This is a genomic window from Nocardia aegles (genome assembly GCF_052545135.1).
The window spans coordinates 132,204-158,885 of sequence record NZ_JBQWRI010000003.1 but is presented as its reverse complement, the minus strand read 5'-3'; the positions used below and the strand labels follow the sequence as shown (position 1 = coordinate 158,885).

The window sequence follows — 26,682 nt, the reverse complement described above, 5'->3', positions numbered from 1 at the left end:
AGATGTACCACTACAGCGTGTAGTTGCCATGATCACCTGCCGAGATCCGGTTACCGTTGCGCCTTCTGACGAAAATTTGGAGGTGTAATGCGGCGGGTGCGGTACGAGCGCAGCGGTGGTCCCGAGGTGCTCGAGCTCGTCTCGGTCGAAGTCCCGACGCCGGGGCCGGGTGAGCTTCTGGTCCGTGTCGAGGCGGTCGGGGTGACCCTCCCGGTGGTGCGGAAGGTGCGTGAGCGGCGCGAACCGATCGCGTTGGGCGGCGAGGTCGCGGGTGAGGTTGTCGCGGTGGGCGAGGGCGTCGAGCGATACACGCCGGGCTACCGCGTGACCGGCCTCGTATTCGGACACGGCTACGCCGACTACGCCCTGCTCTCGGCGGACATGGCATCGCCGATTCCGGACGGCGCGTCGGCCGTCGACGCGGTCGCGCTGGTGCGCAGCGGCCTGGTGGCACTCGGTGCGCTCAGTGCCGCATCGCCCCGGGAGGGCGAGTCCGCCCTGATCACCGCGGCCGCGAGCGGTGTCGGCCACCTCGCGGTCCAGTTGGCGCGGGTGCGTGGCGCGGCGCGAGTGGTCGGCGCGGTGTCGGATCTCGCGAAGGCGGAGTTCGTTCGAGAACTCGGAGCCGACGACGTGGTGGAGTACGGCCGGCAGTCCTGGGGCGCTCCCGCCGACTACGTGCTCGACGCGGTCGGCGGCGACCTGCTCGCAGCCGCGCTCGCCGCGCTGGCCCCCGGCGGCCGGTTGGTCGCCTACAGCTCCGGCGGCGGCACCATCCAGGCCTACGACCTGCTCGTCGGCGCGAAATCCGTCATCGGCTTCCAAATGGCCCGCATCGCGCGAACCCAACCCGACGTCTACGAACACTGGCGCCAAGAACTCTGGCAGTACTACGCCTCCGGCCAACTGCGCCCCGCCATACACGCCGAATACCCTCTCGAAGAAGCCGCCACCGCCCACGCCGTCATCGAAGCCCACGCAAACCTCGGCAAAGTCGTCCTCATCCCCTGAAACGGGCCGTGCCTTGTGCCACTCGCGGGGGAGTGGGGTGGGCGCGCCGCGTAGACTCTCTTCCTCGTGAGTCTCACCCTCGGAATTGTCGGTTTGCCAAACGTCGGGAAGTCGACGCTGTTCAACGCGTTGACCAAGAACGACGTGCTTGCCGCGAACTACCCGTTCGCGACCATCGAGCCGAACGTCGGCGTGGTTCCGCTGCCCGATCCGAGGCTGAACAAGCTGGCCGAGATCTTCTCCTCCGAGCGGATCGTGCCCGCCACCGTGTCGTTCGTCGACATCGCCGGCATCGTGAAGGGCGCTTCGGAGGGCGCGGGTCTGGGTAACAAATTCCTCGCCAACATCCGCGAGGCCGATGCCATCTGCCAGGTGGTGCGGGTGTTCGCCGACGACGACGTGGTGCACGTCGACGGCCGCGTCGACCCGGGCGCCGACATCGAGGTGATCGAGACCGAACTCATCCTGGCCGACTTGCAGACCTTGGAGAAGGCGGTCGTGCGGTTGGAGAAGGAAGCGAAGGTCAAGAAGGACCGCAAGCCGGTCGCCGACGCCGCCAAGGCCGCGCAGGAAATCCTCAACAGCGGCACCACCCTGTTCGCCGCGGCCGACAAGGTCGACACCGACCTGCTGAAAGAACTTTCGCTGCTCACCACCAAGCCCTTCCTCTACGTCTTCAACGCCGACGAGTCGGTGCTCACCGACGAGGCGAAGGTCGCCGAGCTGAAAGCCTCCGTCGCCCCGGCCGATTCGGTGTTCCTGGACGCCAAGGTGGAAGCCGAACTGCTCGAACTCGACGACGAATCCGCCACCGAACTCCTCGAATCCATCGGCCAAACCGAACCCGGCCTGCATGCTCTGGCCCGCGCCGGCTTCCACACCCTCGGCCTGCAGACCTACCTCACCGCAGGCCCGAAAGAGGCCCGCGCCTGGACCATCCACCGGGGCGACACCGCCCCGAAGGCCGCAGGCGTCATCCACACCGACTTCGAACGCGGCTTCATCAAGGCCGAGGTCGTCGCCTTCGACGATCTGGTCGAGGCAGGCTCCATGGCCGCCGCCAAAGCCGCGGGGAAGGTCCGCATGGAAGGCAAGGACTACGTCATGGCCGACGGCGACGTGGTCGAGTTCCGCTTCAACGTGTAGCCGCGTTTCGATTCAACCCCAGGCCCTATCGTGCGAAGGGGTCGGGGCGCCCGAACATTCGGACGTCGGCGTTCGAGGTTGCTGGTTCGGGCTCCTCGCCGCCACTGGACCATGCTCCCGCTCTCGCTGTCGCGGCCTCGAACGCCTGCCGCAGTTGTTCGGACGCAAGGGGGCGTTCGGGGGCGCGTCGCGGAATGCCGAGGTGGATCTCGCGGAGCTCGTCAATGAGGTCGTCGACGAGGTCCGGGGACTCGGCCAGGATGCGAGCGCGAACGCTCAATGCATGTGACGTGGGTCGATGATGCATGCCCCAGGCCCCGAGGGCCACCATCACCGGAACCGTCTGAATTCCTGCCTCGGTGAGCGAATACGCCGCCCGCTGCCCCCGCGTCGCATCGTCACGAGAAAGCAGGCCGTTCTCGACCAGATTTCGGAGGCGGTTGGCGAGGATGTTCGACGCGATGCCTTCGTCGTTGCGCGTCAGGAGCTCGCGGAAGTGCCGGCGCCCGCCGAAAACGATGTCGCGAAGCACGATGAGGGTCCAGGCGTCGCCCAGCACCTCGACCGCCGCGTTGATCGCGCACCCTGATCGGGGGTGTTCTCTCGCCATCTGACCTCCAAAAGTGATTGCAAACAGAAATCGCTCTACGCTATTATGCGGGTGATTTTATTTTGCAACCACCCGGGTTGGAGTGATCATGTCCCGTACGCGAGTCCACAACCTTTTCGTCTCGTCGGACGGGTATGCCGCCGGCGATCACGTGACGCTCGAAGCGCCGATCGGCGGAGCGGCGGCGCTTTTCGGCAAGTTCGACGGACGCGTCATCCACGGTATTCACGGAATCGACGAACCGGTGACCGTGGACCGCGCCATGTTCAGTATGTGGGGCCAGGGTGTGGGGGCGGAGATCATGGGTCGTCGTAAGTTCGGCCCGCAGAGGGGCGAATGGCCGGACGACGGCTGGAAGGGATGGTGGGGAGATGCGCCGCCCTTCCGCACCCCGGTCTTCGTTCTGACCCATTACCCGCACGAAGCACTCGAGTTCGACAACGGCACCAGTTTCCACTTCGTGGATGCCTCGCCGCAGGAGGCGCTTCGCTTGGCGCAAGATGCGGCCGGCGGGTTGGACGTCCGGATCGGCGGCGGGCCGTCCACCGTGAGCGATTTCCTCCAGGCCGATCTCATTGATTTTCTGCACGTGTCGATCATTCCGATCGTGCTCGGTGCTGGTGTTCGGATCTGGGATCACCTCACCGGCCTGGAAGAGCGATTCAGTGTCGAGTCCATCAGTACATCCAGTGGTCTGACGCATCAGCTGTGGAACAGGAACCACGGCGAGTGAGAGCGCGGTGGCTTCGGTCGGAGTCCCGGTACGGCTGGGGTGGTTCCGCGTCGGCGCCCGATATATAATCGGACATATAACAACGGGAGGGCAATCATGGCAGTCACCAGCGTCGACCTGGATCCGCGGCTCATCGAGCGTGCCAGAGCGCTCACGGGCGAGCGGTCGAACCGAGCCGTCCTCGACCTCGCGTTGCGCCGGCTCATCGCCTCGAAGCAGAAAGGCGCGATGATCGACGGTATCGCAGGACTGACCGACCTCGACAGCGAGCTCGGTGCCCCAGTGGTCTCTCCGGGCGAGTCCCAGTCCTCGTGACCGACTACCTGGTCGACAACTCGGTCTGGGCGAGGCTGGCTACTCGGGACCCGGCTATTACCGCGCGCCTGCGGCGTATCGAGCGCGCGCCGGCCGACCTGTTCGTTACCTGCCCGCCGCAGGTGCTCGAGTTCTGCCACAGCGCCCGGACGCCCGAAGAGCACGCGAACTACCGAGAGCAGATCTCCCTCGGATTCCCGCTCGAGCATGCACCCGACGAATCGCTCGTGCTCGATATCCAGGCAGCACTGTGGAACGCGGGGTTGGTCCGGGCGGCTGGTTCGCACGACATCCTCATCGCCGGCTATGCCATCGTGAACGATGCGACCGTGCTTGCGGCGGACCACGACTTCGAGCACATCGCGAGGGTGTCCGACCTGCAGTGCGAATACATCGCGCCTTCGCCGTGACGTTGGTTCGTAGCGGAACGTGGTAGAGTTCCGTTTCAACGTCTGATCGGTGGGATTCAGAAATCGGTAATCCCCGGTTCGCTGCATTCGCAGAGTTATTCAGGAGTTTCTTATCGAGGTGGGCCTCCGAGGGGATGCTCCGAGCGCGTCATGAATCGGTCGAAACAGCGAGGTACAGTTAGCTGGTGATTGCCGCGGTTGTCTTTGATGTCGGGGAGACGCTGGTCGACGAGACCCGAGAGTATGGAACGTGGGCGGACTGGCTGGGCGTACCCCGGCATACGTTCGCGGCAGCGTTCGGAGCCGTCATCGCAACCGGTCTGGACTACCGCGAGACTTTCCAAATCTTCCGTCCTGGGTTCGATCTCGACGAGGAACGACAAGCACGAGCTGACGCCGGGCAGGCTGAGTGGTTCGGCGAGGACGACCTGTACCCCGATGTGCGCCCGGCGTTGTCGAAGCTGCGTGAGATGGGCATTTGGGTCGGGATCGCGGGGAATCAAACAGTCCGCGCGGGAACACTGCTCCGCGGACTGGACCTGCCCACCGACTTCATCGCTACCTCTGACGACTGGGGTGTGCAGAAACCTTCGCTCGAGTTTTTCGCGAAGGTTGTCGCGGCGGCGGGTCGACCGGCGGAAGAGATAATCTACGTCGGCGACCGTATCGACAACGATATCGCTCCGGCAAAACGGGTCGGTATGCGGACGGCTTACCTACTGCGGGGGCCTTGGGGATGGATTCACCGCAACAAGAAGGAGGTCGCTGATCTGTCCGACTGGCAGATCAGCGATCTCAACGAACTGGCGAATATCGTCGCGGCAGAGAATTCCGCCGGTTAGCCGATCAGTGAACTGACGGTTGTATGCCAGTCGTACAACCGGGCGTCGAGCTCTCGAACCGAGGGCAGGGAATCCCACTGCGTGAGTGTTTGACGCACAGCTTTGATTCGATCCAGCGCAGTCGCATACCAGTTGCGGGCAAGCAGATCCAAGGCTTCCTCGAGGTATCGGCACGCCTGCTCCGGGTTCTTTTCCAGGACGGCTGCGGCGGCCAGATCGGCGAGATAGATCGACCTCTGCTTCGCATCCGCATCGGGGAGGTCACTGAGTACTTGGTCCAGGGTTTCGTATGCTTCGCGGCCTCGACCGGCGCGGATGAGCGTGTTTCCTTTGAAGCCGGCAAGCCTGACCGGAGAAAACCAGTCGAACCACTCTGGTGACGGGTGTGCGTCGCTGTTGTATTCGGTGTAGGTTTTCTCGGCGTTATGGATGAGGGCCAGCGCCCGGCGCGGGTCACCGAATCGAGTTTCGACCTCCGCCTCGATAGCGTCCAGCCAAGCCATCATCTCCGAGTTGCCGTTGCCTCTACTCGCAAAAGCCCGTGCGGCACGCAGTCGTTCACGAGCCTCCTCGGCACGCGATGCGTCTCCGGAGAACGCTGGTGCGAATGCCATATGCGCCAGCGCAGCCGCGCCGAGGAGCGAATCTCCAGCTTCGTGCGCGGCTTGCAGCGCGAGTACGAGGCTCGGCTGTGCGAGCTCGGGCTGTTGTAGATCGAAGAATCCCAAGCGTCCGGCCAGGAGACTCGATTCCGACACGGCTCGTGCCAACACCGTCGCGGCCGCGCCCGATGCCTGCGGCAAGAGTTCGAGTCCGAACTGCGCATGATCGACGACCAGGCGGTGCAGGCGTGCCGCAGGTGTCGACCAATACAGGCGGCGATGGGACGCTGTGATCGAGGCGAACTCCTTCGCGACCGAAGCCGGTAGGTGCGATGCGGCTGTGCCGAATCCGTTGTGGCTGAGCGGGAGGCGCGGGTGTCTGTCCGCGAGCTTCTGACCTGCGCGCTGATCGCTCACCCCGTCCGTCCAAGGTGGCGCGAAACCCAACTCGGTAACCGGGCGCTTGAAAAGTGCCTCGAGTGCCGCTGCGTGGTCGGGATGAGGCCACGGCGGATTCGCGGATTCCCATCTACGGACCGTCCGGCTGGCGACCTCGATGCGTAGCCCGATCTGACGCGCAGCTTCAGTGACAGCTTCTGCGAGTGCCGTTTGAGATCGAAAGCCTAGCGCCTGCCTGGCCGCGCGAAGTGAAGCGTTCCCTGTCGATGCCATAGAGGCCAGATTAGTCCACGTAGAGGACTCAGGCGCAAGGAAATTGGGCACCAACGTCCTATTGATGTCCCATCGCATGGCCTTTATACGGACGTTTGGTTTTGCGAGTCTCGTGAGAGCTCCACCGGTGCCGCTCGGCGTAAGCGATGCTCATCAGAGCCTGAACCGACCAAAGTCAATGGGAGGGAACACGGATGGTGAAACGGGGAATCGGCTCGGCTGGAGATGGCCGGCCGCGAATCACGGTCAGTATGTGCGGCGCCGCTTATGCGCGCGGTGTGACCGGCCCGATCGAGCAGGTCATGTGTCTGCTCTGTCAGCGGATGGTGCCGGTGATCGATGGGCGGATCGGTGAGCACCGGACTGATGGGCCGGATACGTGCACATGGACCGGGGTCGAGATCATCGATGACCGGCCTGCCGATCTGAGGGGAGGTCTGCGTTGACGCCGACCGGTCGTCCACGGGCGATCGGATTCTTGCGGACGGACATCGCAGGCCCGCATCAGAAATGGTTGGAGACGACAATGCGGAGCTTGGCCAAGCGGCTCGGTTACGACCTGTGCAAAACGATTGCGCTGTCGGGGAAGACGGAGGATCCGGTCGGGTTGCTGCTCGATCAGGTCGAGCGGACTCGGGCGGAGGCTGTCATCGTGCCGGGGCGCGCGCATCTGGATGGTCACATCGAGCGGGTGATGCGGCGGGCGGATGTCATCTTCGATGTGGATGACGTGGAGGCTCGATGGCCGATTACCGCGGTGATCGACAGGTGGTGCCCCTGACCTCGCTCTTTTGGCGGGACTACCGCTCAGGCGACGGCCGATCCTTGATCTCCGACCGGCAGGAGGCGCGCTCGGCGGTTGCGGTCTGCGCCTGGGGCGCCGGTCGACGCCGCGCCCCGATCGTCGTCGCGGGATAAAATGTAGCTGTGCAGTTTCTTGCTCCGGTGAGGTAGAGGGAGTCCGAGCGGATGGATCGCCGGAACAAGGAAATCAGCCGGCGAAGTGCCTTGTTGGCGGCCGGAGCGTCGATCGCACTCACCGCTATGGCGCAGCCGGCGCAGGCGGTGACGATCACTGGGAAAGCGTCCGCGGGCCCCGAGGAGCCCGGGAAGCGGGCGGACTTGGCCGAACAGGCGATTGTGCACCGGCACGTGCGCACGCTCTGGGGCCGTCCGCAGGCGCGGCTGGGCATGCTCGTCTGGCCCGCGTCCGGGCTGGACCAGTCGTTCCTGCGCTGGTGCTACTGGTGGCAGGCCCACCTGCTGGACTGCGCGGTGGATGCCGCGTACCGTGCCCGCACACCCGAACGCATAGCCCGCGTCGTCGCGCTCGCACGCGGAATTCGGACCCGCAACCTCACCGGCTGGACCAACCGGTACTACGACGATATGTCCTGGCTGGCGCTGGCGCTCGAACGCGCCGACCGGCTGCTCGGGGTCCGGTTCGGCGACGCCGTCGGCGAGCTGCGGGCCGACTTGATCGGCGGCTGGAACCCGGCCGTCGGTGCGGTGCCCTGGCGGTCCGGCGACGAGTACTACAACACTCCCGCGATCGGTCCGACCGGTATCGCCATGGCGCGTGTGGGCGAGCTGTCCCGCGCCGGAGAACTCGCCGAGTTCCTGCACACACGATTGCGCGACACCGGTAGCGGCCTGATCCTCGACGGGGTCCATGAACCCGGCGGACGAGTGGAGCGGACCGTCCACACCTACTGCCAGGGCGTGGCCATCGGACTGGAAACCGAACTGGCGGTGCGCACGGGTGAATCGGTTCATCACCAGCGTGTGGCGGCTCTGGTTACCGCAACCAGGGATCGGCTTACGGACACCGGGGTGATCGCCGGGGCCTCCGGCGACGACTCCGGTCTTTTCATGGGCATCCTCGCGAGATATCTCGCGGAAGCCGCACTGTCCTTGGGCGATAGCACCGCTGCGGATATCGTGCACGCTTCCGCGCGGGCGGCGTGGGAACACCGCGCCGAAGTGGACGGGCTACCGCTGTTCGGTATGGACTGGACCCGGCCGGTCACGGTGCCGGAGCATCCGGAAAACTTTCCCCAGCTCACGCACTCGTCCGCCGCTGGGTCGGCGAACCTGAGCCGCGATCTGTCGGTACAGCTGAGCGGGTGGATGCTGCTCGAAGCGGATTACCAGCTCACCGCCGCGGGACACTGAGCCCACGGCGGCCGGATGTGGTGGGGCGGAGGGGAACTCGACAGTCCGGATATCCGAGGTCGAACTCGCCGCGCCGACGCTCGGTCCTGCACGGCCAGGGCCCAGGCCTACCAGTACTGATGCCGTTTTCCGTCCGTGTCGGCGATGAAGATGACCGCGTCGGCGCCCCCCAAGTCGGCCGGGGTGAGGGGGATGTGGCCGGGCACGATCGGGTGGCTCGTGCCGATCGACGGGGTGAGTGCGGCGCGCACGGCCTCTGCCGGGAACAGCGCGCGGCGGGTGGTCGCCTCGGCTAACACGCGCTGGAGGGTGTCCGGATCGCTGTCGGGGCTGGCGTCGGTTGCGAGGACGACGTAGCGCTCGCCGAGGGTGAGCCCGACCAGCGCGCCTGCGCTGGACCAGTGCACGTCGTCCAGGCCGGCCTGCATGTTCGACCGCACGCGCTGGAGGTGCACGTTGTGCGCGAACACCAGGCTCGGCCCGCGTCGCTGCTCCTGGGCCACGATCGCGAGCAGGTTCTCCGCCATCATCTCGGCGCGCAGGCTGAGCAAGGTGGCGATGCGATCGGGTCCGGCACCGGCCATGGCCGCGTGATAGCGCAGCAGGCCCAGAGCGGTGCGCGCGTGCGCGAGGGCGTGGTCGTAGCCGGTCGGGTCGGCGGGACGCAGGCTGGGCGCCGCACGGCGCAGCGCACTGGCGAGATCGTCGGCGACGACGCGCAGGGCGCGAGCGCGGTCGGAATCGCCGACGGACGCTGCCGGGTCGTACATCGCCGCCTCGTTCGTCCAGTCCGCGTCCGCGCCGAGCAGCGCGTCGAGGTCGCGGACCGATACTGGTCGCAGCGCAGCGGGCAGGTAGTCGTCGACCGCGGACAGTGCGCGTCGCGGGCTCGGTGCGCCGGAGTACTCCACCGGCGCGTCGAAGCCGTAGAAGCGAACTCGGTCCGAGGAGGGGCGGCCCGCGTTGTGCGCGCGGAGCCATTCGACGAGTTCGCGATTGCCCGGTACGGCGCCGAACCCGTGGCTGAATCCCGCCGTGAGCACCGTATCGATTTCCGCGGTCGCCCCGGCGACGTAGTCGTCGACGACGGAGGCGGCGAAGATGTCGGTCTCCAACACGATCGACCGGTACCCCAGTTCGACGAGGTGGCCGAGGAGTTCGTTGCGTAACAACGGGAATGCCTCGATCCCGTGGGTCGGCTCGCCGAGGGCCAGCAGCGTCGGCGGCTCGGTCCGCGCGGCGAGCAGTTCGTCGACGGCACGGCCCAGGCTTGCCGGGTCGTCGAGTTGGCGGCCGATCTCACGCAGTGATGTGGCAGTGGACATGAAGACCCCTTCCAGGATTGCACTGCCCTCGACAGTATCGTTGAAGGTTCGGGTGAAACTTAGTCGACTTCTAACCACGATTCAGGGACCAAAGTCTCAAACGGAGGTACAAGCTGCGACCTATCGATCTCGCCCGGGAGCACGGGCTGTCCGCACAGGCGATCCGCAATTACGACGACGAGGGCATCCTGCCGCCGACCGAGCGCAGCGCGGCCGGTTACCGGCGCTACACGCTTCTGCACGCGCAGGCCCTACGTGCCTTCCTCGCGTTGCGCGGTGGCCACGGGCACCAGCGGGCGATGGAGATCATGCGCGCGACCAACCGCGGGGATACCGAGTCCGCCTACCGGCTCATCGACGCCGCGCATGTCGCGCTGCGCGCCGAACGCGACACCCGCACCGAAGTCGCAACGGCCCTGGGCAGCCTGTCCACCACGACGCCGACCCCGGGCCACGGCCGACCGCTGACCGTGGGCGAACTCGCGCGCCGGATCGGCGTACACCCGGCGACCTTGCGTACCTGGGAAACCCAGGGCATTCTGCGTCCCGAACGCGACCCGGCGACGGGCTACCGCGAATACGGACCGGACTGTGTGCGCGACGCCGAGATCGCACGCCAGTTGCGCCGAGGTGGATACCTGCTGGCGCAGGTCGCGCGGTTCATCGAGTCGCTGCGCGAGGCAGGCGGGGCGGAGGCGTTGAGTGCGTTCCTCGACTCCTGGCAAGACCGGCTGACCACGCGCAGCCGCAATCTTCTCGCGGGCGCGGCCCAGTTCGATGCCTACCTCACGATGCTGGAAACGACACGATAGGAAGGACCCGCGAGGCGGCAGGAGCGGATACATAGCCGTGTCAGCCCGCGTTGCGGATCTGGGTCAGGAATTCGGGGTTGGTTCCGGTCTGCCGGAGGCCGGTCAGCAGCAGTTCGAGCGCTTGCTGCGGGTCGCGGCCCGAGAGGGTCTTGCGCAGGGAACACGTGGCGGTGCGCTCGTCGGCGGACAGCAGCAGTTCCTCTTTGCGGGTGCTCGAGCGGTCGATGTCGATCGCGGGGAACAGACGGCGGTCGGCGAGGTGGCGATCGAGCTTCAGTTCGGCGTTTCCGGTTCCCTTGTATTCCTCGAAGATCACGGTGTCGGCGAGCGAGCCGGTTTCGACCAGGGCAGTGGCGATGATGGTGAGCGAGCCGCCGTGCTCGATATTGCGGGCGGCGCCGAGGAATTTCTTCGGTGGCGCGAGTGCCCCGGCGTCGACGCCACCGGAAAGGATGCGGCCGGACCCGGCGGCCGCCAGATTGTAGGCGCGCGCCAGCCGGGTCAGCGAGTCCAGCAGCACCACGACGTCGTGGCCCATCTCGACGAGGCGTTTGGCGTGTTCGATGGCCAGTTCGGCGAGCGCGATGTGCTCGTGGGCCGGCTGGTCGAAGGTCGCGGCAGCGACCTCGGCCGGCACCGCGCGGGACAGATCGGTCACCTCTTCCGGGCGTTCCCCGACCAGTACCAGCAGCAATTGGCATTCGGGATGATTCTTGGCGATGCCGTGCGCAATGGCTTGCAGCACAGACGTTTTGCCTGCCTTGGGCGGCGCGACGACCAAGGCGCGCTGGCCCTTGCCGATCGGCATGACCAGATCGGTGATGCGGGTGGTCAGTTCATGCGGCTCGGTCTCCAGCCGTAGACGGTCCTGGGGATAGATGGGGATCAAGTCGGCGAAGTGCGGTCGCGCTGTGGCGTTGCCGGGTGGCAGGCCGTTGATGGTGTCGATTCGGGTCAGCGGTGGGAGTTTGGCGCCGTCACGTTTGGATCCGACTGCGCCGGTGACGGTATCGCCGCGACGCAAGCCGTGCTCGCGGACCGAACGCGCAGGCACGTGGGCGTCGCGCGGTCCGGGCAGATAGCCGTCGACGTGCAGGGTGGCGTGGTTGTGGATGATGTCGATGATGCCGGTGACCGAGGTAGTACGGTCCTCGCCGGCCGACTGGTCGTCGGTGCCGATGATGTTGTCTTGCACGGGTTTTCTCCTGGGGAAGTCGTGGATGCGGCGGGTCGCCGCGAATGCCGCCTACTGGGAAGGGCGTTCGATGTGTGCGCGTATGTGGCTGGAATCTGTCCAGTGCGCGCATGCCGCCAGTTCTCGGCAGACGAGGCCGCCGTGGCGAATATGGATTCTCGTGGGAGGGAGAGTTGTCACCTACATCCACAAGATGGAGACCGCACCAACCATAGCGGCACCAAGTGCAACACGCAATAGTGCCGCTTATTCCCCTCGTACATCGGCTGAATCGCCCGACCGGCACGGTGCGGTCGAACCTCTGCCGCACAACCACGTCAAGCGGATTCGACCATCAGCCAACCGGGGGGCGCCGCCACCACGTCGAGTTCCGGGCAAGAAGACCCGGGCCCAGCAGCGGCGGCGGTCCGCCGCCCGGAATTGTCACGTACCCATCGGATCCGCGGTTCGGACCTGATCGTGTCTTCCGACGAAGTCGAGGAAGCGTGGGATGGCCTGGCCGGGATTGGCCCAGAGCACATCGTGTCCGATGCCCGGATAGATTTCGATGTCCGCCGACGGGATGTGCTCGCGAATCCGGGCAGGCACGACCTCGAGGTCGTTCGCCACCGTCTCGGCGCCGAAGAGCACCAGCGTCGGCGCGGTGACAGCGGCCAACTGCTCGGCGGTGAGCGGCTGCTCCCATGGCATACCCGTGCGGAATTTCAAAAACGCCATGACCATCGCGAACTCGTCGTCGGTGAGTGCGGTGCCGGGATTGAGCCACTTGCTGAACTTTCGCATCCGCTCGGGTGTCGGCCGGATGCCCGCGACGAGGAACCTGAGCAACACTCGCCATCGCGGCTTGACGAAGGTCGCGCCGCCCGGTTCGAACATGGTCAGGCTCGCAAGCCGCTCGGGGTGCAGTGCGGCGACGAGAATCGCGATCCAGGAGCCGACGGAGTTTCCGGCCAGGTGGACGCGGTCGACACCGAGCTCGTCGAGCACCTCGACCAGCCATTTCGCGACGTCCGCACCGTCACGCAGGGGTGCGGTCTGCTCGCAGCGTCCTGCCCAGCCCATCACGTCGGGCGTGTACACCGTATGGTCGCGCGACAGATCCTCGATGAACCGGTGCCAGACCTGGCCGTTGCCGCCGATGCCCGGCAGCAGCAGGATCGGCAGGCCCGGCCCGGTTCCCGATTCGCGTACCGCTGTGGTCCCGAACGAGGTTTCGACGCTGTGCTGGATGGAAGGCACCGGCCAGTTCGCCGCCAGTACGTCATAGGCGCGCAGAAAGGTGTCCTTCGCTTCGTCACTGGTGAATCGCCCGATCTTCGGCATGAGCCCTCCCTCGCCTTTTGTGGTATGAGTATACCACGTTTTGTGGTGTGACCATATCACGTTGAATCGGACGGGGGTCGACCGAGCGCACCCGCTGGTGCGCATTCGCGTGCTGGTCGTGGTCTCCGGCGGGCCCGGTGGCTGTGCGTGGAGCGGGATGATCCGGTGCGATAACGTGTTGCGGCCTTGCTGCTCGAGCGAACTCGTGGGCGGATTCCGGGTTTCACCGGAAGTGGGATCACCGCGTCACCAGGCGGTGTCCAACCCCGGGCGGTGAGCCGATTCCGTTGCGGGCAAGTGAGATCGGATTGCGACAGTCGGAGGTGGCCGGAATGGTAATCGGGCCGTCGCCGAGAATTTTTCGATATCGAACGATCGGGATTGCCGAAACCGGTACCGATCTGTGTCTCGGACGAATGCGCGATTTGTCGCATCCAGCCCGTTCGGGGCTTCGCATATCGGGCTGTGGCGGCGCGGTCGTTTCGAATCCTCGAATTCGACTGGCGTTTCCGCCATCCCGCGTGATCAGGTGCGTGCGGACAGCGTTGCACACCATTGTTCGCAGCCATGTGCGCTGGTCGGCCCGGTGGGTGCGGCGGAGAGCGATAGTGCGGGAGTGCCAATCGCGACGAGATCGAGGCGTGCGCGACTATTGCGGTGACCGTGCGGCACGGTCGTATACTCCCTTTATGGCGGATGGATCATCCTCCACGGGATTCTCCGAGGCGCCGGTCCTCGTAGTGCAGACGCGGGAACGCGTCTATCGGCTACGGGCCGGGGGCGCCTATAACGTCGGTCGCGATCCGGCGGCCGATATCGTTGTCTCCGATCCGCGGGTTTCGTCCTTGCACGCCGTTCTGGAGCGTGATGTGGACGGTTGGAAAATCGAGGACGCGCACAGTCTCAACGGAACATTCTTCGACGGTCACCGCGTCGATCGGATGGTGATCGATCACGACGAGACGTTCCAACTCGGACACGCCGTGGACGGCGAGAAATTGGCTTGCTCGGTGGAAACGTCACCCGGCCAGGAATCCGATGGCGATTCCGGCGGCGACACGATGATCGTGCCGAATCCCGGCTACGACCTCGACGACGAAGCCACGGTCACGAAGTTCGAACCGGGCCTGCCCCGGCGGGTGTCGCGATCGGCCCCGCCGGCGGACCACCCCGGCGCTGTGGTCCGGATAACGTCGCCCACTCTGCGGATCGGACGCGCCGCGGACAACGACATCGTCGTGCACGATCTCATGGTCTCCCGCCGGCACGCCGAGTTGCGGACCATCGGTGCGGGCAGATACCAGGTCGTCGACCTCGACAGCCACAACGGCACCTATGTCAACGGTGCCCGCGTCGACGCCGCCGACCTGTCGGAATCCGACTTGATCGGCATGGGGCACACCACCTTCCGGCTGGTCGGCGACGAACTGCGCGAGTTCGTCGACACCGGTGACGTATCGGTCTCGGTGCAGAACCTCACCGTGCGGACAGCCGAAGGAAAGGTGCTGATGGACGGGGTGGGATTCCCCATCCCGGCGCGATCTCTCGTCGGGGTCATCGGGCCGAGCGGGGCGGGCAAATCGACACTGCTCGGCGCGGTGACCGGATTGCGGCCCGCGACGGAGGGGACGGTCCGCTACGACGGCCGCGACCTGTACGCCAACTACGACGAACTTCGCCACCGCATCGGACTCGTCCCGCAGGAAGATATTCTGCACAACCAGCTTCCGACGCGGCGGGCACTGCTCTACGCGGCCGAGCTGCGCTTCCCTGGTGACACGGGCAGCGAGGAGCGCGAGCAGCGGGTCGACGAGGTTCTCGACGAGCTCGGCTTGGCGCGGCACGCCGATACCCGCATCGATCGGCTCTCGGGTGGGCAGCGCAAACGGGTGAGCGTCGCACTGGAACTGCTGACCAAACCGTCCTTGCTGTTCCTGGACGAACCGACATCCGGCCTGGACCCGGGCCTGGACAAAACGGTCATGGAAATGCTGTCGGAACTGGCGCACGACGGGCGCACGGTCATCGTCGTCACGCACAGTGTCGCGAATCTCGACTCCTGCGACCGCCTGCTGGTTCTGGTGCCCGGTGGCCGGCTGGCCTACTACGGACCGCCCGCGGAAGGGCTGCAGCAGTTCGGCGCGGCGAGCTGGGCCGAGGTGTTCCAGGCATTCGACCGCGAGGAAGAACGAGACTGGGCCGGCGAGTTCCGGGACTCGCCACGGTTCGAGCGCTACGTGGCGATCGGCCCGACCGACGAACTCGGCCCGGCGCAAGTGCACACACCGGCGCCACCGCCCCCCTCGCAGTCCAAGCTGAGCCAGCTCAGCACATTGTGCAGGCGCTACCTCGCGGTGATCGCCTCGGACCGGAGCTATCTGGCGTTGCTCGGGGTATTGCCCCTGCTGCTCGGTGGGTTGATCGCTGCCGTGCCGGCGGGGCAGGGGTTCACCGGGGCGCCCGGAACGAACGTCGACGCCGCGACCAAGCTCATGGTTCTGGCGTTCGCGGCATGCTTCGTCGGTACCGGTAACTCGATCCGTGAGATTGTCAAGGAACAGACGATCTATCGCAGAGAACGCGCGGCAGGACTGTCGGCCGGAGTCTATTTGATGTCGAAACTGCTGGTTTTGGGTGTGATCACCACACTCCAGGCGGTAGTGCTCGTCTTGATCGGCACCATCGGGGTCAGTATGCCCCCCAAGGGGCTGTTCACCTCGGTCGAGGTGGAACTGATCCTGGCGATGGCGTTGCTCGGCATCTCGTCGCTGGCGCTGGGCCTGCTGGTGTCGGTGGCGGTGAACACGTCGGAGAAGACGCTGCCGCTGCTGATCGTGCTGTCCATGGCGCAACTGGTGCTCACCGGCGGGCTGGTACGGCTGCCCGGCACTCCCGTCCTGGAGCAGCTGGCATACCTGGCGCCGGCCCGCTGGGGGTTCGGTGCGGGAGCCGCCACCCTCGACCTCGACACCCTCTCGCCGCACGATGGCGGACCCGACCCGATGTGGAAACACACCATCGGCACCTGGCTGCTCGACATGGGAGTCGTCGCCGGTTTGGGCGCCGTCTTCCTCGCGCTGGCCTGGTATCGCCTGTACCAGCTGCGTCCCCGGCGGCGCGGCGCCCGCCGTCCCGCAACGATCTGACGCTTTCCCGCACCGCGCCGACGCGGGCTGTTCGAAGCGGGCTGCTGCTCCCAAGGACGGGAAAGCGACGTGCGCCATCACCGGAATACTCGACGCTGTGGGACTGGCAGCTGCGCACGGCCTGACGAGTGTTGTCGGGCATGAGGTGATGCTGCTGTTCGCAGGGCCGCGACCGGCCGGGACTCGGGTGCGTCGATGAGCATCGAGCGCTGGGTGGTGCGGCTGGACCCGCCCGAGGACGCGAGTCCCGGCCTGAAGGCGGTCGTCGAGGTGGGCCGCCAGACGATCCAGACGTCGGCGGATCTGCTGGCGACGGGTTCGCCTTCGCAGGCTCCGGATGTGGTGAAGTTGCTGCGCGACGAGAAGCTCGTCACCGGCGACGAGACGAAATCGGTCATGGCCGAGGGCTACGCCCACCGCACGCAGGAGTTCGACGACATCAAGAACGACATCCGCAAGCAAGACGAGAACGTCGACTTGTCCGCCTACGGCACCTACGACATCTCCAGCGGCACCTTCGCCGCGGTCCGGCGACACGTCACAGATCTGCAGGCGACGCTGGACGCGGCTCCTGGGGCGAGTCCGGGCAAGCGGTACATCGCTACGGACGTCGAGACGAGGCTGGCGAACGCCGTGCTGAAGACGATCGACGACGTGCACGACGAGATCGCGAAGGCCACCGACCGCGTGCAAGCGCACGCCGAGAACATCGACGGCTCCGCGCCCACATACACCCCCGCGTCGGCGGGCGGCAACTACGTGCCGAGCGACTACATGCAGCGCAGTTATTCACCGGGCCCTGGCTTCGTGCCTGCCGCGACGACTGCCGATTACGCCCGCTACCGGGGCAACGTCTCGGTCGACGCCGCGATCGACGGCGCGCTGGACGCGCTCGGCATCACCGATCCGGTGGCCCGCGAGTACTGGAAGCGCGGCTACCGGGTGCTGATCGAACGAGAATCCGGCGGAAATCCCAACGCCGTGAACAACTGGGACAGCAACGCTGCCGCCGGTCAGGCGTCCAGGGGGCTTACCCAGACGATCCCCGGTACCTTCCAGGCCTACCATGTCGCGGGAACCTCCGACAACATTCACGATCCGGTAGCCAATGTCGCCGCCAGCATGAACTACGTCATAGAGCGGTACGGTGTCTCCCGCGACGGCCACGATCTGCAAGTGAAGGTTCAGCAAGCGGATCCGAATCGTTCGGCGAAAGGCTACTGAGTCCGGGGGCGAGGAGCGATCCGGATAGGGCCGGGGTCGTCCTGGCGGATTCGTCCCGCCGCCCCTGAGCGGCCCGATTGCTCGTCGGCTCGAACGGATTTCGATGACGAGTTATCTTTTCGTTCTCGGCCGGGTCGGTCGTCTGGTTCGGCGGATGTGGTCGACGGCCGAGGCAGCTATGGCGCGCTGCGTCTGGAACACTCGACCGTCGGAAAGGTTCTTTGCTGATGTTCCGTCGTTTCACGACCCACGCGCCCACCGGGGCGCCGCCGGTGGATGATCTGGTGGCAGGCGCGCTGCCGGACCGGGTGCAGATCGCGCATGAGCGGTTGGCGCACCAGGACGATCCGGCGCTGCTCGAAGCATTGTCCGAGCGTGAACTCGCCGCCTCCCGCGAGTTGGCCGAACTCGTACGTGACTATGAACGCCACGAGAAACGGGCGCGCATCCAGGCGGCCGCCGACGCCGCGGAGCGGGTGCGGCGCACGGCCGCCGAACTGGCCGAACGGGAAGCCGCCGACTTGCTGCGCGCCGCGCAGGCGATCGGTGAGCAGCGGCACAGCAGCAGCCCGCACGCGAAAGTCGCTCGCCTTCATCAGCGCAAGCCGCGGGTGCTGGGGCTGCTGGCCGGAGTCGTCGCGTTCTCGATGCTGTTCTCCGCGGTCACGGTGCAGCAGAACATCGCGCCGACCGGTGGCGCGACCAATCCGATGTTCTGGCTGTCCTACGGGTTGGAAGCGCTGATCAGCGCGGTGCTCGTCGCGCTGATGCTGTCCACCGGCGATACCGCCGAGTGGGGTGTGATCGACCGGCTGTGGCAGGTCTACACGGTCGAGGGCGTCTTGCTGACGGCGAGTATCGCGTTGAACACCTTCCCGTACTTCAGGTCGGGAGATGTGGCCGGAATCGGCATCCACGCGATCGCGCCGATCATGATCGGCGTCGCCCTCGTCACCCACCGGCTCGTCGCCGAGCGATACGGGCGCGCGATCGAGCAGGCGACGGCCGCTGTGCCCGATCATGAGGATCTCCAGGAACGACTCGCCGCGCTCACCCAGGTCGGCGGAGCCGGAAACCAGATCCTGCCGAGCATCCTGATGGAGCCCACCGCGCCCGCACACCGCGCGAGCGAACCGACCGCATCGGGTCAGGAGGGTGCGGTGGTCCCGGCCGCCGACGCTTCACAGCAGCAACAGCGCCCCCCGGCAGGGCAGCAACCCGGCACCGAAGAGCGAGTCATTTCACCCGCTGCCCCGGCGCCCGAACTGACGGAGCTGTGGCTGGCCACGACGCCCTTGCCCGTGGTCGAACGGGTCTCCGCGGTTGCTGAAGGCGGTCCGGAAGCGGCTGCCGACGCCAGTCCGGACGAGGCTGTCCTGGACGCGCGTCTGGCGGCGGCGGTGCGACAGACCCTCGACCGAATCCGGTCCGGCAAGCAGCCGGAGCCCCCCACCGCCGACGGGTCCGAGCCGCCTGGATTCGCACAGGCGGCCGACGAGCACGGTGCCCGCGGCGAGGTCGCCGAGGCGGGTACGGAGCCGACGGATCACGGCGCGGCGGAGGCGGTCACCAAGCAGGCCGCTCGCTCGCAGACGCTGGAGTCGTCGGCGCGGGACACGGCGGAGGCGGTCACCGAGCAGATCGTTCGCTCGCAGACGCTGGAGTCGTCGGCGGGGGACACAGCGGAGGTGGTCACGAAGCAGATCGTTCGCTCGCAGACGCCGGAGTCGGCGGCGCGGGACACGGCGGAGGCGGTGGTCGAGCACGTCGAGCGCTCGGAGGCCGCCCAGACGCACCCGGAGTCGAATGGTCGTGCGCCGGCACCGATCGGTACGAGCATGGCCCAGCACTACATCCCCGGTGCCGATGGCAACGACCACTCGCCGCGGATGGAACAGGTGACGCCGGCCGAAGACGTGAATCCGGCTGCGATCACACAGGAATCGGACGACACCGCCGCCGCGACCGCACCGCACCCGTCCAGCGAACCTCAGCTCAGCACCCGATGATCCGACCGGCCGTCGGATAATCGGTTCGGCGCCGCATTTCACCCGCTTGATCAGGCTGATCGGCAAGTTCGGTCGACCCGGCGGCGGAATGGACGTAGCGTCGAATTCGTGAAAGTTCCCGAACACCTGCCCACGACCGCGGGCGAACTGCGTTCGGCCGGCCACCTGCCGCGTGGCGTGAAGACCGAGATCCGCGAGAACCTCCTGGCGCTGCTGAGTTCCGGCGGCGACCCGTGGCCCGGCATCGTCGGGTTCGACCGGACGGTCGTGCCGCAGCTGGAGCGCGCCCTGCTGGCGGGACACGACGTCGTGCTGCTCGGCGAGCGCGGCCAGGGCAAGACCCGGCTGCTGCGAACCCTGGTCGGCCTGCTGGACGAATGGACGCCCGTGATCGCGGGCGCCGAACTCGGCGAGCATCCGCTCGACCCGATCAGCCCGGCCGGTCGCAGGCTGGCCGCCGAACTCGGCGACGATCTGCCCGTAGCGTGGCGGCATCGCTCGCAGCGGTACGCCGAGAAGCTCGCCACGCCGGACACTTCCGTCGGTGACCTGATCGGCGATGTCGATCCGGTGAAGGTGGCCGAGGGCCGCAGCCTCGGTGACCCGGAGACCATCCACTTCGGACTCGTTCCGCGCGCGCATCGCGGCATCGTGGCGGTCAACGAGTTGCCCGACCTCGCCGAACGCATCCAGGTGGCGCTGCTGAACGTGATGGAGGAACGCGATATCCAGGTCCGCGGCTACACCCTGCGGCTACCGCTGGACGTGCTGCTCGTCGCCACCGCCAACCCGGAGGACTACACGAACCGCGGCCGGATCATCACGCCGCTGAAAGACCGGTTCGGCGCGGAGATTCGCACCCACTACCCGCTCAGCGTGGCGGCGGAGGTGGCGCTGGTGCGCCAGGAGGCCGAGCTCGTGGCAGAGGTGGGCGATCCGCTGATCGAGGTGCTCGCCCGGTTCGTGCGGCAGCTGCGCGAGTCGTCCGCGATCGACCAGCGGTCCGGCGTCTCAGCGCGTTTCGCCGTGGCCGCGGCCGAGACGGTGGCGGCGGCGGCGTTGCGCCGGTCCGCGGTGACGGGGGAGAGTCCCGCCGTGGCGCGTCCGGTCGATCTGGAATCCGTCCCCGCGGTATTGCGCGGCAAGCTGGAGTTCGAGTCCGGCGAGGAGGGGCGTGAGCAGGAGCATCTCACCCATCTGCTGCGTCGCTCGTTCTCCGAGACCGCGCGGGCGCTGCTCGGCGGACTGGACCTGCGGCCGCTGGCCGCGGCGGTCGGTGACGGGCACCTGGTCACCACCGGGGAACGCGTGCCCGGTGCGGAGGTTCTCTCGGCACTGCCCGAACTGCCCGTCCTGCACGAAGTCGCCGCGCGGCTGGGCGTCGACGCGGCCGATCCGCCACCCCGGATCGCCTCGGCTGTCGAGTTCGCGCTGGAATCGCTCTTCCTGGCGCGTCAGATCGCGAAGGACTCCGACGACGGTCTGGCGGTGTACGGCCGATGATCGGCGACGCGTCGTGACGATCCCCGATCGCTACTCCTACGGCCCGTACCACGAGGGGCCCGATCCCCTGGCGCCCCCGCTCGATCTGCGCGAGGCACTGGACCGGATCGGTCGCGATGTGATGGAGGGCAGCTCGCCGCGCAGCGCCCTGCAAGAGCTGTTGCGGCGCGGTACCCGCACCATGCCGGGGCTGGAGGAGCTGACTCGCCGGTTGTGGCAGCGCCGCACGGAGATCGCTCGCAGCCACCGGCTGGACGGCACCTTGCAGCAGGTCCGGGAACTGCTGGAATCGGCACTGGACGCCGAGCGCGGCGCGCTGTTCCCCGACCCCTCCGACGACGCCAGGTTCGCCGAAGCGCGGCTGGACGCCCTGCCGTCGAGCACGGCCGCCGCCGTCACCGAACTCGCCGACTACCCATGGCGATCGGAGACCGGCCGCGAGAACTATCAGAAAATTCGCGACCTGCTCGGCCGCGAGCTGCTGGAATCGCGCTTCCAGGGCATGAAGCAGGCGTTGCGGAACACCACTGCCGAGGACGTGGAGCGGGTCAGGCGGATGATGTCCGACCTGAACGATCTGCTCGCCGCCCACGCCAGGGGCGAGAACACCGAGCAGCGGTTCGCCGATTTCATGGCCGAGCACGGCGAGTTCTTCCCGGAGAACCCGCGCGACACCGAGGAATTGGTCGACGCGCTCGCGGCTCGTGCCGCCGCCGCGCAGCGCATGATGAATTCGATGTCCGAGCAGCAGCGGGCGGAGCTGTCCGAGCTGATCGGCCAAGCGTTCGGTGATCCGGCGATCGCTCAACAGGTCGCCGCGCTGGACGCGCATCTGCGAGCGCTGCGTCCCGGCGAGGACTGGAGTTCCGCGCGGCGGTTCCGCGGCGAGGATCCGCTGGGCCTCGGCGCGGGCGCGCAGGCTCTGCAGGACCTCGCCGAACTCGACGCGCTGGCAGAGCAACTCGGTCAGTCCTACGCCGGCGCCCGGCTCGAGGACATCGACCTGGAGGCGCTGGAGCGTCACCTCGGCGCGGACGCGAGCGTGGACGCCGCGCGGCTGGCCGAACTGGAGCGCGAATTGCGCGGGCAAGGCATCTTCGAGCGGGCACAGGACGGCTCGCTCCGGTTGACGCCCAAGGCTTTGCGGCGGCTCGGCGAGACGGCGCTGCGGGATGTCGTCGGGCGCTTGCGGTCTCGGCGCGGGGACCGGGACACGGCCCTGACCGGCGCCGCGGGTGAGCCGACCGGTGGCTCCCGGGCTTGGCGCTTCGGCGACACCGAGCCGTGGGACGTATCACGGACCGTGCGCAATGCCGTGCTGCGATCGGCGTCGACCGGCAATCGGCAGGTGCGGCTCGATGTTTCGGATGTCGAGATCATGGAGACCGAGCAGCGCTCCAGGGCTGCCGTCGCGTTGTGTGTCGACACGTCCTGGTCGATGGTGCAGGACGGCCGATGGGTGCCGATGAAGCGCACGGCTCTGGCGCTGCACCATCTGATCGGCACCCGGTTCCGCTCCGACGCCCTGAGCGTGATCACCTTCGGCAGGCACGCGACCACCCTCGGCATCGGCGAACTCACCGCACTGGAAGGAGTGTGGGAGCAGGGCACCAATCTGCACCACGCACTGCTGCTGGCCGCGGCGCACCTGCGCAGGCACCCGGACGCGGTGCCGGTCGTGCTCGTCGTCACCGATGGTGAGCCGACCGCCCACCTGGAGCCGGACGGGGAGAGCTACTTCAATTGGCCACCCGCGCAACGCACACTCGCCGTGACGATGGCGCAGGTCGACGCCTTGGCCAAGCTGGGTGCTTCGGTGACGGTGTTCATGCTCGGCGATGACCCGCGCCTGGCCGCGTTCGTCGACCTGGTGGCCCGCCGCAGCGGCGGCCGTGTGGTGGCACCGGATCTGGACGGCTTGGGCGCCGCCGTGGTCAGCGACTACCTGCGTGGCAGGCGCTGAAGACGCGGCTCGCTGACCTGCCCACAGCCGCTGATGGCGCCGGAGCCGACCGGATACGGCTCCGGTCGGCTGCAACGAGTGCGGCGAGGTCCGCTATGCGGGTGAAACGGCATGGCGAATAGCCCTACGATGGAGACGGCGGTGCCCGGCAGCGCCGCTACCGGTCCCCGCCCTGCTTCCCCCTCATCGGCAGGACGGGGATCTCGGACTGGGCAGTGTGTTCCGGGATGGGACAAGACCGGTCGCGTACCGTGTCGGATGTCCATCGAGAGGTGAGGGTTGCGGAACTAGCAATGCATCCGACCGACGAACCGGGTAGTGCGCCCGGCTGGATCGACTACGCCGAGTTCGGCGAGCGTTTCGTCACGCACGCCGTCAACGCCGCTCGTATCGAGTCCGCCATCTCCGGTATGACGGGCCGCGGCATGACCATCGGCCCGGTTTCGATCGGCCCGGCCGGACTCGCGGGTTTCGTCGCCGAGGGGAAGGTCGGCGCCCCTCGTGTCCTGCGCAGCGGCCCCAAGGTGACGTTCGAGGTGACCGTCCCGGTGTCGCTCACAGTGAAGGTGCTGCTCGGCGGCCGGAGGCTGCGCCTGGAGGCCAGGGTGGAGATCGATCTGATCCTGCACGCCCGCACCGCTGAACCCGTGCTGATCGTCATCGACATCCCGCCGATCACCCAGCGGGACATCAGCTTCGTCCTGCGCGCCCAAGCGGTGGAGTCGGCGTGGGAATGGTTGCTCGACCCGATCGCGGGTGTGGTGCAGCGGGAGGTCGCCTCCCGGGTGAACGCGATGCTGGCCGACCCACAGACCCGTCGGGGGCTGGTTTTCGACATCGAGGCCATGGTCGCGGGCCGGCGTTCGGCGCATCGGAGCAAGCGCGCGTTCGACTGGATCGGCTACGACGAGTTCGGGCATCGGTTCTTTTCCCGCATTGTGACGCGCGAACGCGTGGGCGACGTGGTCGAACGGCTGGCGGACCGGCGGATCGAGGTCGGGCCGCTGCGGATGGGGCCGCGCGCCGGCGTCGTCGTGACCGTCCAGGGAAAGGTGCGGATGCCGCGACTGGCGGACCGGTCGGCCGAGCCGGTCGCTTTCGACATGACACTGCCGGTGAGCCTGGACATCACGGTCTACGTGCTGAAAGCCAATCGCTATCGCGCCGACGTCGAAGTGCCGTTGCTGCTCATCGCCCGGGCGGCCGATCCCTTGTGCGTGGTGATCGACGTGCCGCCGCCCGACCCGGCCGACATTCGGATGGTGTTCACCGCGCACGGTGTCCGCGCGGCCGCCCTCGGTGCGCTCGCCGGGATAAAGAAGCAGGTTCTGACCCAGGTGGCGGCGGTGATCCGCACAGAACTGGCCGACCCCGCGATGCGCACCATCGACGTCGCGGCGCGCATCGACAGCAGTGTATGAGCCGGTCGCGGCGCTGAGCGCGTGTGGCGAATGTGAAACGTGATTCTCCTGGGTCTAGCGGTTCCAGTGTGAATATGGTGAAATGAGTTCACGTTCGAGGCTCCCGGCGCGCGATGAGATCTGGGGAAGGTGCGCCGGGCACGCTGCCATCCATCTCGGGGTTGCGCGAAGGAGTCGACGATGCGTTCCAATTCGGTATCCCGCCGTGATCTGTTCGCCTACGCGGCCGCGGCGGCCGTGGTCGGGGCGACCGCCGCGGCAGCTCCCGCCTCCGCGCGATCCGCGCTCGGCACCCTCATCGATTACGCCGGCGGTATTCCCTCCGCCACGGCGATCCGCGACGCCGGACATATCGGCGTGATCCGCTATGTGTCCGATCGCAGGCCCGGCGCCGAGTGGATGGCGGGTAAACCGCTGCGATCCGCGGAGGTCGACGACCTCAAAGCGGCGGGTTTGCAGATCGTCTCGTGCTACCAGTTCGGCAAGGGGCCGACCGCGGACTGGCGTGGCGGCCTGGAAGCGGGTAAGCGGCATGCCGAGCGCGGGCTCGCGTTGCACCGCGCCGCCGGTGGCCCGGACAACGTGCCCATCTACGCCTCCATCGACGACAATCCCTCCGCGGCAGACTTCGCCACCATGATCGCGCCATACCTCCTGGGCTGGCAGTCCGTGCTCGGCACGGAGAACACCGGCGTCTACGCGAACACCCCGACGATCGAGCTGGCTCGCGCCGCGGGCTTGGGTTCCTGGTACTGGCAGCACAACTGGGGCACGCCGAAGGGCTTCGTGCACCCCGCCGCGAACCTCCACCAGTTCGAGATCGACAAGCAATCCATCGACGGGGTGGGGATCGATGTGAACAATGTGCTCACCCCCGAATACGGGCAGTGGTGAAAGCGGGTCGCGTTCCTGTCTGTTCTCCGATTTACGTTTGACAGTGGCTGATCGGGGTAACGCGCAGGTCGGGCTCGTCATCGGGGACGACCCGCAGGGAGGGGCGGCCGTCCGGGGCCTCGTGGTCGCCGAGCCAGGAGAACAGCGACCACCGGGACAGACCGGAGAACGCGGAACCGAGGCTGGCGAACGAGAATGACGAGATCGTCGACCCGAACGATCCCACGGATCCGATCGACAGCACCGAGCCCACGCTGCCGATGGACAGAACCGAGTACGCCGAGCCGATCGACAGGATCGACCCCTCCGAGCGGATCGACAGGATGGAACGGTGCGAGCGCCTGCTCCGGATCGAATGACCCGGCCGTCTCGAACAGTCCGTGGATTTCGAGTAATCGGTGGTCGCCATAGATAGCGGTCTACCACAGTCCGGCCACTCGAGTAAGCGGCAGAGCGGATCCGTTCGCTGGTACGAGCGAAGCTCTTGGCACGACCGAGGGCGGCGACCCCGATGGAGTCGCCGCCCTCGAACGTGAGCTCAGCCTACGGTGAAGAACCCGAGCGTCGGCAGGAACGAGCAGGTCCGCGCCTCCGCGTCAGCGGACTTGGTGGTCAGCGAGCCGGAGATGACCGCGACGACGCGGCCGTTGCCGGTGTCGGCGATCGCGGACAGCGTGGCGGGGCCGTCCGGGTTGATCTTGGCCGCGTCGGTCAGCGGCAGGACGCCGGACTGGCGGGTGTCGAGGTTCAGCCACTGCACCGTCATCGGCGGGTCCTGCACGGGCGTCGGCCCCTTGGTGCCGAGCGCGGTGAAGACGAACCCGGTCTGACCCGCCCGCGGACCAGGCGGCGGCAGCGTGGCGGGCCCGGGCACGGCCAGCGCGGTGCCCACCGAATCAGCGGACGGGCCGATGCAGCCCTTGCCGATGCTCGGATACAGGAACTGGGCGATCACCGGGCCGTCCTTCGGCACCTCGGGACCTCCGCCGCCGCTACCGTCGAGGAAGGTGATGATCTGTTCCAGCGTGGACTTGATCTGCGGCGGAAGGTTCAGAGTGGCCAGCAGCCTGCGCGCCTGATCGAGGATGGCCGACTGCGGACCCGCGATGCCTGCTGGGCTCGCGATATCCGCGGGGCCCGCGATGGCGCCGACGATGGCGGGGGCGAGCGCGGCGAGCGCGTCGACCGGAACGCCTTCGGGAACCATGGGAACAGTGTTCGTAGTCGCCGCGGGGGCCGTCACGGGGGCCGCGATTGCTGTCGTCGGCGCGGCGAGCGTCGCACTCGCCGCGATGACGAGTGCGGACAACGCGATCCGCGATCCTCGGGTGCGAAGCACTGGTCTGGCCGT

General features: G+C 67.2%; 23 protein-coding genes. 16 read left to right on the top strand and 7 right to left on the bottom strand.

The window, feature by feature from the left end; genetic code table 11:
* Positions 1-87: 87 nt before the first annotated feature.
* Together ACT89H_RS10720 and ychF are read left to right on the top strand one after the other, a co-directional pair.
* On the top strand, positions 88-1,011 hold the full coding sequence (locus ACT89H_RS10720; RefSeq protein WP_445108407.1) for a quinone oxidoreductase family protein: 924 nt from the start codon (positions 88-90) through the stop codon (positions 1,009-1,011).
* A gap of 66 nt (positions 1,012-1,077) precedes the next feature.
* Positions 1,078-2,157: a redox-regulated ATPase YchF gene (ychF, locus tag ACT89H_RS10715; RefSeq protein ID WP_445108406.1), complete on the top strand. Its 1,080-nt coding sequence runs from the start codon at positions 1,078-1,080 to the stop codon at positions 2,155-2,157.
* Positions 2,158-2,182: 25 nt separating this feature from the next.
* Here the strand turns inward: ychF and ACT89H_RS10710 are convergent, their stop codons facing one another.
* Positions 2,183-2,716 carry a winged helix-turn-helix transcriptional regulator gene (locus tag ACT89H_RS10710; RefSeq protein ID WP_445108405.1) on the bottom strand — a complete coding sequence of 178 codons (534 nt, stop codon included), beginning with the start codon at positions 2,714-2,716 and terminating at the stop codon, positions 2,183-2,185.
* A 139-nt stretch (positions 2,717-2,855) separates the two neighbouring features.
* Between ACT89H_RS10710 and ACT89H_RS10705 the strand changes: the two genes are divergently transcribed.
* The 4 genes from ACT89H_RS10705 to ACT89H_RS10690 all read left to right on the top strand — a co-directional run bounded on the left by ACT89H_RS10705 (position 2,856) and on the right by ACT89H_RS10690 (position 5,067).
* Positions 2,856-3,500 (top strand): dihydrofolate reductase family protein, encoded by a 645-nt coding sequence (locus ACT89H_RS10705; protein ID WP_445108881.1) that lies wholly within the window; start codon positions 2,856-2,858, stop codon positions 3,498-3,500.
* 96 nt (positions 3,501-3,596) lie between these two features.
* Complete coding sequence (locus ACT89H_RS10700; protein ID WP_445108404.1) at positions 3,597-3,815, top strand: type II toxin-antitoxin system VapB family antitoxin; 219 nt, start codon at positions 3,597-3,599, stop codon at positions 3,813-3,815.
* Positions 3,812-4,225, top strand: a complete 414-nt coding sequence (locus tag ACT89H_RS10695) for a PIN domain-containing protein (protein WP_445108403.1) — start codon at positions 3,812-3,814, stop codon at positions 4,223-4,225. The genes ACT89H_RS10700 and ACT89H_RS10695 overlap by 4 nt, the downstream gene beginning before the upstream one ends.
* Before the next feature lie 185 nt (positions 4,226-4,410).
* Entirely contained in the window at positions 4,411-5,067 is a 657-nt protein-coding gene (locus ACT89H_RS10690; protein ID WP_445108402.1) for an HAD family hydrolase, read from the top strand.
* Here the strand turns inward: ACT89H_RS10690 and ACT89H_RS10685 are convergent.
* Complete coding sequence (locus tag ACT89H_RS10685; RefSeq protein WP_498049530.1) at positions 5,064-6,341, bottom strand: NsdA family TPR-like regulatory protein; 1,278 nt, start codon at positions 6,339-6,341, stop codon at positions 5,064-5,066. The two genes, ACT89H_RS10690 and ACT89H_RS10685, sit on opposite strands and share 4 nt — an antisense overlap.
* A 535-nt stretch (positions 6,342-6,876) precedes the next feature.
* Between ACT89H_RS10685 and ACT89H_RS10680 the strand changes: the two genes are divergently transcribed.
* Together ACT89H_RS10680 and ACT89H_RS10675 are read left to right on the top strand one after the other, a co-directional pair.
* Entirely contained in the window at positions 6,877-7,122 is a 246-nt protein-coding gene (locus tag ACT89H_RS10680) for a hypothetical protein (RefSeq protein WP_445108400.1), read from the top strand.
* A gap of 188 nt (positions 7,123-7,310) precedes the next feature.
* Entirely contained in the window at positions 7,311-8,516 is a 1,206-nt protein-coding gene (locus tag ACT89H_RS10675) for a glycoside hydrolase family 76 protein (RefSeq protein ID WP_445108399.1), read from the top strand.
* Positions 8,517-8,623: 107 nt separating this feature from the next.
* On the opposite strand, the gene ACT89H_RS10670 is transcribed toward ACT89H_RS10675, so the two are convergent.
* Entirely contained in the window at positions 8,624-9,841 is a 1,218-nt protein-coding gene (locus ACT89H_RS10670; RefSeq protein WP_445108398.1) for an erythromycin esterase family protein, read from the bottom strand.
* Positions 9,842-9,954: 113 nt separating this feature from the next.
* On the opposite strand from ACT89H_RS10670, the gene ACT89H_RS10665 reads away from it, so the two are divergent.
* Entirely contained in the window at positions 9,955-10,653 is a 699-nt protein-coding gene (locus tag ACT89H_RS10665) for a MerR family transcriptional regulator (RefSeq protein WP_445108880.1), read from the top strand.
* A 40-nt stretch (positions 10,654-10,693) separates the two neighbouring features.
* On the opposite strand, the gene ACT89H_RS10660 is transcribed toward ACT89H_RS10665, so the two are convergent.
* Together ACT89H_RS10660 and ACT89H_RS10655 are read right to left on the bottom strand one after the other, a co-directional pair.
* Entirely contained in the window at positions 10,694-11,848 is a 1,155-nt protein-coding gene (locus ACT89H_RS10660; protein ID WP_445108397.1) for a transcription termination factor Rho, short form, read from the bottom strand.
* Positions 11,849-12,271: 423 nt separating this feature from the next.
* Positions 12,272-13,171: an alpha/beta fold hydrolase gene (locus tag ACT89H_RS10655; RefSeq protein WP_445108396.1), complete on the bottom strand. Its 900-nt coding sequence runs from the start codon at positions 13,169-13,171 to the stop codon at positions 12,272-12,274.
* A 689-nt stretch (positions 13,172-13,860) separates the two neighbouring features.
* Here ACT89H_RS10655 and ACT89H_RS10650 point away from each other — a divergent pair.
* The 7 genes from ACT89H_RS10650 (at position 13,861) to ACT89H_RS10620 (ending at position 25,331) form a co-directional block, all read left to right on the top strand.
* Positions 13,861-16,317, top strand: coding sequence for an FHA domain-containing protein (locus ACT89H_RS10650; protein ID WP_445108395.1), 2,457 nt, complete (start codon positions 13,861-13,863; stop codon positions 16,315-16,317).
* A gap of 195 nt (positions 16,318-16,512) precedes the next feature.
* Entirely contained in the window at positions 16,513-17,541 is a 1,029-nt protein-coding gene (locus tag ACT89H_RS10645) for a transglycosylase SLT domain-containing protein (RefSeq protein ID WP_445108394.1), read from the top strand.
* A 227-nt stretch (positions 17,542-17,768) separates the two neighbouring features.
* Positions 17,769-19,550, top strand: a complete 1,782-nt coding sequence (locus ACT89H_RS10640) for a hypothetical protein (RefSeq protein ID WP_445108393.1) — start codon at positions 17,769-17,771, stop codon at positions 19,548-19,550.
* 108 nt (positions 19,551-19,658) lie between these two features.
* The gene (locus ACT89H_RS10635; protein ID WP_445108392.1) at positions 19,659-21,053 is read left to right on the top strand and encodes an ATP-binding protein; all 1,395 of its coding nucleotides are present in this window, start codon (positions 19,659-19,661) and stop codon (positions 21,051-21,053) included.
* A 13-nt stretch (positions 21,054-21,066) separates the two neighbouring features.
* Positions 21,067-23,016 carry a vWA domain-containing protein gene (locus ACT89H_RS10630; RefSeq protein WP_445108391.1) on the top strand — a complete coding sequence of 650 codons (1,950 nt, stop codon included), beginning with the start codon at positions 21,067-21,069 and terminating at the stop codon, positions 23,014-23,016.
* A 293-nt stretch (positions 23,017-23,309) separates the two neighbouring features.
* Entirely contained in the window at positions 23,310-24,437 is a 1,128-nt protein-coding gene (locus ACT89H_RS10625) for a hypothetical protein (RefSeq protein WP_445108390.1), read from the top strand.
* Positions 24,438-24,617: 180 nt separating this feature from the next.
* Entirely contained in the window at positions 24,618-25,331 is a 714-nt protein-coding gene (locus ACT89H_RS10620; protein WP_445108389.1) for a DUF1906 domain-containing protein, read from the top strand.
* A gap of 31 nt (positions 25,332-25,362) precedes the next feature.
* Here ACT89H_RS10620 and ACT89H_RS10615 read toward each other — a convergent pair whose 3' ends face one another.
* Both ACT89H_RS10615 and ACT89H_RS10610 read right to left on the bottom strand, forming a co-directional pair.
* Positions 25,363-25,740, bottom strand: coding sequence for a hypothetical protein (locus ACT89H_RS10615; protein ID WP_445108388.1), 378 nt, complete (start codon positions 25,738-25,740; stop codon positions 25,363-25,365).
* A gap of 129 nt (positions 25,741-25,869) precedes the next feature.
* Positions 25,870-26,670: an Rv1157c family protein gene (locus tag ACT89H_RS10610; protein ID WP_445108387.1), complete on the bottom strand. Its 801-nt coding sequence runs from the start codon at positions 26,668-26,670 to the stop codon at positions 25,870-25,872.
* Between the last annotated feature and the right edge of the window lie 12 nt (positions 26,671-26,682).